Raw genomic sequence first — 7,554 nt, 5'->3', positions numbered from 1 at the left:
GTCGGCGCCGAGGACGGACGTGTCGAGATCCTCGGCGAGGTCCGAGTGAGGGCGCACCTCACCGATCAAGTCGTCGACGACATCACCGCGCCCGCCGGTCTGGACGCCTTGCTGGGCTGTCGTGTCGGCGCGGGATTTCGGGCGACGGTCAGCCGGCTGTTCCCTGAGGAAGTAGTGCGGGCCAGCCTGCTGAATCTGTTGCTCGACGACTGGGTCGGTGCCGCGCTCGTGTCCGGATACGCCGCCCAATACGCGGCGATCGTCGAGGGCGTCGAAGAGAAGATGCCACTGGGCATCGCCGACCGAATGGCCGGGATCTGCGCAGGTTTCGCACCGGACGCGTCGCTGATCGCATTCACCCGGCGGCACGATGTCATCCCGACGGGCCGCGGCCCGGTGGCGCCGCCGCTGAGCGGACTACACGAAGTGGAACCGCTCCGAGCGCGCGGGATGCGCAGGTACCGGCGGCTGGATCTGGCGGACAGCGACTCCGGGTCGGCGCGCTTCCATTCCCACTTCCGCGACTCTCACGTGGACGACGACCTGGTGGAGACGATCGTGCACGAGTACACGGTCGCCGGCACGATCGACACCTCGACGCGCGTCATCACCGGGGTGAACGCCGAGGTGCGAGTGTTGCCGTGGCAGGAATGCCCCGGAGCGATCGGTAGCGCGTCCCGCATCCGCGGTATGACTCTCGCCGAGTTGCGCGACCGCGTCCGCGGCGAATTCGTCGGCACCAGCACCTGCACCCATCTCAACGACACGTTGCGCTCGATCGCCGATCTGCAGGCGCTGATGGACAGCCGGTGAGCAGGTCGACGATCTGGTGTTCGATGTCCTGAAGGTCCGCGGGATCCCGCGTGGAGTCGGCGAATCGAACTCAGGCGGGTAGCGGTCCGCCGCACTGCAGCGCCCCGCTGTTGGGGTCGGGGTTTCCGGGCGCCGGTTTGACGAATTGGTCGGCCTGGGTGAAAACCGCGTCGTCGACGTCGATTTCGCAGTGCACGTTCGCCACGTAGGGGAAATGCAGCACTATCCGCATCCCGGCCTGCTGGGGATCGGGCAGCACCGTGTTCGCCTCGAACACGTTTCCGGGCATGGACGGCAGGTTGGTGGTGTTGGTCTGGCCGCCGTTGATGACGAACGTGGCCTGGCTCCCGGTCGTCAGCGCATCGATCCGGGCGCGATAGGTGATGTTGTGCAGGTCCGCCCGCGCGGTCGCCGGGCTCAGCTGGGAGCCAACGGCGATGAGGGTCACCGCGGTGATCGGCAGGAGCCTGCTACCGGTGCAGCTCATAGTCGCTGACATTACGCCCAGCGCAATCGGGGGACCAAGCGCTCAGGCCCCGCTCTCCCGCACCACCTCGCCGTCGACCACGAAGCGCGTCGCGCGCTGGGCGGCAAGCGCATCGACGAGTTCCGGGTAGGTTCCGTTGAGCGGCTGTCGGTTTCGCGACAACAACCGCACCCGGTCGCCGTCGCGGAATGTCAGACAGCGCATCCCGTCGAACTTGCGCTCGAAGATCCAGCGCGGATCGGAGAACCGCATGTCGGTCAGGGTCGCCAGCGTGGGGGATCGCCAGTCGGGCACCGGTTCGTCGGGCAGCGCGGCTACGTCTGGCGCCACGTCAGCTCCATCCCATGGCCGGCCAACCAGCGGGAGAGGTCATAGCCGTTGCGGGCCAACCCCGCAACGGCGTCCACGGCGCGCCGCACCGCCAGCTCGGCGACCTCCGGGGTCAACAGGCCGTGCCGGACGGCGTCCAGCAGCTCGTCGACGTCGGCCAGGTCCGCGCCGTCGCCGGTGCGGACTTCGATGTCGAGGTAGTGGTCCTCCGAACGCCACACCTCGGGTCCGGGCGTGTATTCGCCCACGTCGAGGTAGTAGTCGTGATCGCGCTCGTGGCCCGGGTTGAAGTGAAAGACGGTGGCGCGCAAGCCGAGCGAGGGCAGCAGCCAGGATTCGAGGTAATGGAACTGGACGCGGCCGGGGGTGGGCCGGGCCACGTAGAGGCCCCACGGGTGAACCGCATAGTCGTCCACGTCCCGCACGATGCCCTTGGGATCGGTGTTGGTGCGGGCGATCAGGTCGAACGTCTCGTGCTTGGGCGGATGGATGCACCTACTCTAGTCACAATGAGCGACCTCAGCGGAAAGACAGCCCTGGTCACCGGCGGGAATTCGGGCATCGGGCTGGCGGCCGCGCAGCGGCTGGCCGACGCGGGCGCCCACGTCATCCTGACCGGTCGCAACCAGCAGACCATCGACGCCGCCGTGGCCTCGATCGGTGAACGGGCGACGGGCATCCGCGCCGACGTGGCCAACCTGGACGACGTGGCGGCCGTCGCCGACGCCGTCGCGTCACGCGGGAAAGGGCTCGACGTGCTCTTCGCCAACGCGGGAGGCGGAGAATTCGCGGCGCTGGGCGACATTTCGGTCGAACACTTCACGTCCACGTTCATGACCAACGTGGGCGGCACGTTGTTCACCGTGCAAGCCATGCTGCCGTTGCTCAACCCCGGCTCGTCGATCGTGCTGACCGGCTCGACCGCCGCCTACAACGGCACCCCCGCGTTCAGCGTGTACGCGGCGACCAAGGCGGCGATCCGCTCGTTCGGGCGGACCTGGGCCGCCGAACTCGTGGGCCGCGGGATCCGGGTCAACACCATCGTTCCCGGACCGGTCGAGACGCCGGGGCTGTTGGGGCTGGCGCCGGCCGGGCGGGAGCAGGAGTTGCGAGAAGGCGAGGCGGCCAAGGTGCCGATGGGCCGCCTGGGCAGGCCCGAGGAGGTCGCCGCGGCGGTGCTTTTCCTCGCGTCGGACGAGAGCAGCTTCATGACCGGCAGCGAGATCTTCGTCGACGGCGGTGCGGAGCAAATCTAGGGCCGCGCCGGCCTATCGGCGTAAGCGGATTCTCCACCGCACGAAGCCGGCGTAGAAGAGCGACAACGCCGCCAGCATGCCCATGTCCAGCAGCCACACCTTCGGCGTGTGCTGCCAGAACCGGTCCTGGGACAGCAGCGAATCGGGCACCAGGTGCCGCAGATCCACCGTCGACGCGGCCGCGGCGTAGCCCCAGCGCGCGGGCATCGCGAAGGAGAGCTGGTCCAGTCCCAGCCGGCCGGTCACGGGAACCATGCCGCCGCAGAGCACCAACTGGGCCATCACCGTCACCACGAACAGCGGCATGATCTGCTCGCTGGAGCGGACCAGCGACGAGATCGCCAGGCCGAGAATCGCCGAGGCGACACACGTCGCCGCGACGGTGGCGAACAGCTCGACCGTCGCCCCGGCGGTCGAGTGGCCGAGCAGGACGCCGCCGCGTGTCGGCGCGCTCTTGCCGATCACCACGATCGCGGTGATGATGGCCGACTGCAGGACGGCAAAGCCGCAGAACACCGCGGTCTTCGCGAGCAGGTAGGCCGTCGTCGACAACCCGACCGCCTGCTCGCGCTGAAAGATCGGGCGTTCGCCGACCAGGTCGCGGATCGTCAGCGCGGTGCCCATGAACGCCGCGGCCGGCATCAGCAGCGCCAGGATCTGCGCCGCCTCGTCCGGTGTCCCGGCGTTCGTGCCGGGCAGATGAAATCCGTTGCCGCCCGGAACCGTCAGCGACAGCGAACCCAAGATGAACGGCAACAGCGCCAGGAAGATGAAATAGGCGCGGTCGGCGACGACCAGGCGGATCTGCCTTCGGGCGACCGTCGAAATCTGGCGCCGCACACTGGTGTGCACCGGTTCGCCCAGGGCGCCCGGCTCGTCCGCCTTGTCCGGCAACAGTTTCTGCGGCCGCTTCTCGGCGTCACGCTGCTCGAGGAAGCGCCGGTTGGCCTCCTCGGGATCGGCGCCCACCTTGGTGAAGATCTTGGCCCAGTTGGTGGTGCCCATCGCCGCACCGATGCGGTCGGGCGGGCCGCAGTAGGCCGTCTTGCCGCCCGGGGCCACCAGCAGCAGCTGGTCGCAGGTGTCGAGGTAGGACAGCATGTGCGTCACCACGATCACCACCCGGCCGGCGTCGGCCAGCTGCCGCAGCATCGTCATGACCTGGTGGTCGAGCGCCGGGTCCAGGCCGGAGGTCGGCTCGTCGAGGATCAGCAGCGACGGGCCGGTGAGCAGCTCGAGGGCCACCGACGCGCGTTTGCGCTGACCGCCGGACAGCTTGTCCACCCGGGTGTCGGCGTGCTTGGTCAGGTCCAGTTCGTCGAGGACCTGCGCGACGACCTTCGCCCGGTCGGATTTGCTGGTGTCGGGCGGCAGCCGCAGCTCGGCGGCGTAGCCGAGCGCCTGGTTGATGGTCAGCTGCCGGTGCACCACGTCGTCCTGCGGGACCATGCCGATGCGGCTGCGCAACGACGCGTATTCGGCGTGAATGTCGTGGCCCTCGAACGTGACCGAGCCCGAACTGGGAGTGGTGTAGCCGGCGATCAGCCTGGCCAGGGTGCTCTTCCCGGCGCCCGACCCGCCGATCACGGCGGTCAGCGTTCCGGGTCGCGCGATCAGCGAGATCTCGTCCAGCAGTTGTTTGCCGCCGTCGACGACGTAGTTGACGTTGCGCACCTCGAGCCCGCCGGTGCGGGTCTCGGCCTCGCTGCGCTTGGTCAGGGTGCCGCCGCGGAAAACGAGGTCGACATTGCCGATGGTGACGACGTCGTCGTCGGACAGGATGGCCGACCCGACCCGGGTGCCGTTGACGAAGGTCCCGTTGATGCTGTTGTCCCGGATCTCGGTGCCCAGCGGCGTCTGCACCAACGTGGCGTGCTGACGTGAGGCCAGCACGTCGGAGACCACGATGTCGCTCTCCGCGGCGCGCCCGATCGTCATGGCGCCCGGGGTGCCCGCGGCCGCCGACGAGCGCGGCGAGAGCAACTTCACAAAGCGCGTCGCGAGGTTGGACACGTCGGCCGTCTTCGCGTCGACCACGGTGAGTTCGGCCGGCGGCGTCGACCCCGCCTGTGGCTTCCCCGCGTGCACGACGGTCCGTTCCGCGGGCGGTGTGCCCCGTGGCCGCGGCGGCGGCGGCGCCTGCCGGGGCGGTGGAACAGGCTGGCGGACCGGGGAATTCGGGCGCGCGGCCGGCGGCCCGGGTGTCGCGGGCCGCGGCGGACGGGTCGGATTCGTTTGCTGCTCCGGCAGCGCGGACCAGGCCAGCGTCGGCGGCCCGGCCTCCGGACCCGGGCGGGTCCGGCCCGGGCGGTCGGTATAACCCTGCTGCGGCCCGACGGCGAAGGTCAGGCGCGGTCCCCGCGGGTTGCCGACGTGAATGGTCTGGCCGTCGTGGACATCGATGACCGGCATCCGGTAGCCGTTGAGATAGGTCCCGTTCAGCGAGCCGTTGTCGATTGCCAGCCACCGGCCCTGGTCGAAACGCAGGATCAGGTGGGCGCGCGAAATCCGGGGATCGGGGATGCGCACGTCGGCCTCGGTGTCGCGGCCGACGACCACCTCGTGGCCGGCCGCGAAGGATCGTTGGGACCCGTCGTGCCGAATCGTCAGGATGGGCGGGGCGGGTCGAGTCACCATTCAAGTATCGGTGCGCGCGGTGAGTGGTCTCTATTGGGACCGCCTGTGATTTGGCTATGTGTCGAAGCGGCGACTCATAGCCGTTTCATAGCTCGCTGAGACGAAGCCCCTACCGCGATCCGGCATGATCTGAACGGAAGGGGAGGTCTGTTTCCGGGCGCGCCGGGCACATCGTCGTGCCGGCTGGAACGCCGAGGTGAAGCGAGGCTCAATCGCGATGCATGTGCCCGAGGCAGTGCGCGCCGTGTCAGGTTGCGGCACGCCGGGGTCCAAACGACGAGGGGGCGAGGCGGTAGATGGATGACGACAAGGGGACTACCCGGCGCATCGGCGCCGGGCGGCGGCTGCTGAGCAACCCGCGGGAGGCCCGTGCCGCCCTGCGCGCGGGATTTCAGTCGTTGCCCGCGGTCACCATCGCCCAGCTGTTTCGCCGCATCCCGCCGATCAGTTCGAGCCCGAACGCGGAGCCCGAGGAGCGCCCCGCGGAGGCCGACGGTGCCCGCCTGTCGATCTCCAGCGGGGCACCCTTCGCCGGCTACACGATCCTGCGCCAGCTGGGCGCCGGGGGCATGGCCGAGGTGTACCTGGCGCTGCATCCCCGGTTGCCGCGTCGCGACGTCATCAAGGTTCTTGCGGAAGCGGTCACCGCCGATCCGGAGTTCCGTGAAAGGTTCAACCGCGAGGCGGATCTGGCCGCGACGTTGTGGCATCCCCACATCGTCGGCGTGCACGACCGCGGCGAATTCAACGGTCACCTCTGGATTTCCATGGATTACGTCGAGGGCACCGACGCCTCCCGGCTGGTGAAGGAGCGCTACCCCGACGGGATGCCGGTCGGTGAGGTGTGCGCGATCGTCCAGGCTGTCGCGGGGGCCCTCGACTACGCTCACGACCGCGGGCTGCTGCACCGCGACGTGAAACCGGCGAACATCCTGCTCACCCATCCGGACGATGGTGAACGCCGAATCCTGTTGGCGGACTTCGGCGTCGCGCGTCACCTCGGCGACATCAGCGGGATCACCGAGACCAATGTCGCGGTGGGAACGGTGGCCTACGCCGCGCCGGAACAGTTGACGGGATCCAACATCGACGGCCGGGCGGACCAATACGCATTGGCCGCAACGGCTTTCCACCTGCTCACCGGAGCGCCGCCGTTCCAGCATTCGAATCCGATCGCGGTGATCAGCCAGCACCTGCACGAAGAGCCGCCCCGCCTCAGCGATTACCGCCCGGAGCTGGCGCATCTGGACGAGGCGTTCCGCAAGGCGCTGGCGAAACAACCCGAGGACCGTTTCGAGCGGTGCCGCGCCTTCGCGGCCGCCGTCGGCGAGCGCTGCGACGACGTGGCGGAGGCCGGCCCGCGCGCCCGGGCCCGCACCGCCGTGACCACGCCGCCGCGCAACGGCCCCCGCGCCGCCCTCGCCGCCATGAACCACCGGTTCTCGGCGCGGACTCGATGGGCGGTCGGGCTGCTGTGCGCGATGCTGATCGCCGTGGCCGCCACCTGGTCGGTCCTGTACTCGTTCGAGCCGGACACCCCGCCCGCCAGCCCGACGCTCGCGTCGAAACCGTCCGTCCCGGCGCCCGCGAGGTCCGGGGGGCCGACGCTCTCCGGCAGCTATCGGCTGGACTACGACCAGGGCAAGCGGACCACCAACGGCGTCGCGATCCGCCACGACGGCCCTGCCACCGGCTGGTGGGCCTTCCGCTCCGGGTGCACCACGAACGGCTGCGCGGCCACCGGCGCCCGGCTGGACAACGCGACCCACCAGACTGCGAGCGGCCCGACGGACACGCTGCACTTCGTCGGCGGCTACTGGCAGGGCGCGCCGCAGCAGGAACGGATGGACTGCACGCCGCCCAACTCCCAGGCCAAGGCGACCCAGCAGGAGACGCTGGCGTGGTCGCTGGCCCCGCAGGCCGACGGCACCCTGCGCGGCACGGTGACGGAGACCGTGCAGACCAACGAGTGTGGCGCGCAGGGCGCGGTGGTGCGGGTGCCGGTGGTGGCCACCCGGGTCGGCGACGCGC

General features: G+C 69.7%; 6 protein-coding genes and 1 pseudogene. 3 read left to right on the top strand and 4 right to left on the bottom strand.

Annotation, left to right across the window (positions count from 1 at the left end; genetic code table 11):
• Positions 1-813 (top strand): DUF2889 domain-containing protein (locus A5701_RS23375; protein WP_067759899.1); only part of this gene is annotated, 813 nt, incomplete at its 5' end.
• A 70-nt stretch (positions 814-883) separates the two neighbouring features.
• Here the strand turns inward: A5701_RS23375 and A5701_RS23370 are convergent.
• From A5701_RS23370 to A5701_RS23360, 3 genes and pseudogenes are all read right to left on the bottom strand, one after another.
• A complete protein-coding gene (locus tag A5701_RS23370) occupies positions 884-1,300 on the bottom strand; it encodes a hypothetical protein (protein ID WP_067759894.1) in 417 nt (138 codons plus the stop codon).
• Positions 1,301-1,348: 48 nt separating this feature from the next.
• Positions 1,349-1,630 (bottom strand): annotated as a pseudogene (locus A5701_RS23365) (ATP-dependent DNA ligase); the annotation flags it as partial.
• Positions 1,615-2,055: a DUF402 domain-containing protein gene (locus A5701_RS23360; protein ID WP_067759884.1), complete on the bottom strand. Its 441-nt coding sequence runs from the start codon at positions 2,053-2,055 to the stop codon at positions 1,615-1,617. The gene A5701_RS23360 and the pseudogene A5701_RS23365, both read right to left, overlap by 16 nt.
• A gap of 84 nt (positions 2,056-2,139) precedes the next feature.
• Between A5701_RS23360 and A5701_RS23355 the strand changes: the two genes are divergently transcribed.
• Positions 2,140-2,886, top strand: a complete 747-nt coding sequence (locus tag A5701_RS23355; RefSeq protein ID WP_067759878.1) for an SDR family oxidoreductase — start codon at positions 2,140-2,142, stop codon at positions 2,884-2,886.
• A 12-nt stretch (positions 2,887-2,898) separates the two neighbouring features.
• On the opposite strand, the gene A5701_RS23350 is transcribed toward A5701_RS23355, so the two are convergent.
• On the bottom strand, positions 2,899-5,523 hold the full coding sequence (locus A5701_RS23350) for an FHA domain-containing protein (RefSeq protein ID WP_197505046.1): 2,625 nt from the start codon (positions 5,521-5,523) through the stop codon (positions 2,899-2,901).
• Positions 5,524-5,819: 296 nt separating this feature from the next.
• Here A5701_RS23350 and A5701_RS23345 point away from each other — a divergent pair.
• Positions 5,820-7,554 (top strand): serine/threonine-protein kinase (locus A5701_RS23345; RefSeq protein ID WP_067759873.1); only part of this gene is annotated, 1,735 nt, incomplete at its 3' end.

Source organism: Mycobacterium sp. E3305, assembly GCF_001666785.1.
Taxonomy (GTDB): Bacteria; Actinomycetota; Actinomycetes; order Mycobacteriales; family Mycobacteriaceae; genus Mycobacterium.
Note: the sequence above shows the minus strand (reverse complement) of the source record. Positions and strands in the feature narration are given on the sequence as shown.

Coding starts and splice junctions, on each gene's coding strand:
- A5701_RS23355 (WP_067759878.1), top strand. CDS start 2,140: ATGAGCGACCTCAGCGGAAAGACAGCCCTGGTCACCGGCGGGAATTCG.
- A5701_RS23350 (WP_197505046.1), bottom strand. CDS start 5,523: ATGGTGACTCGACCCGCCCCGCCCATCCTGACGATTCGGCACGACGGG.
- A5701_RS23370 (WP_067759894.1), bottom strand. CDS start 1,300: ATGAGCTGCACCGGTAGCAGGCTCCTGCCGATCACCGCGGTGACCCTC.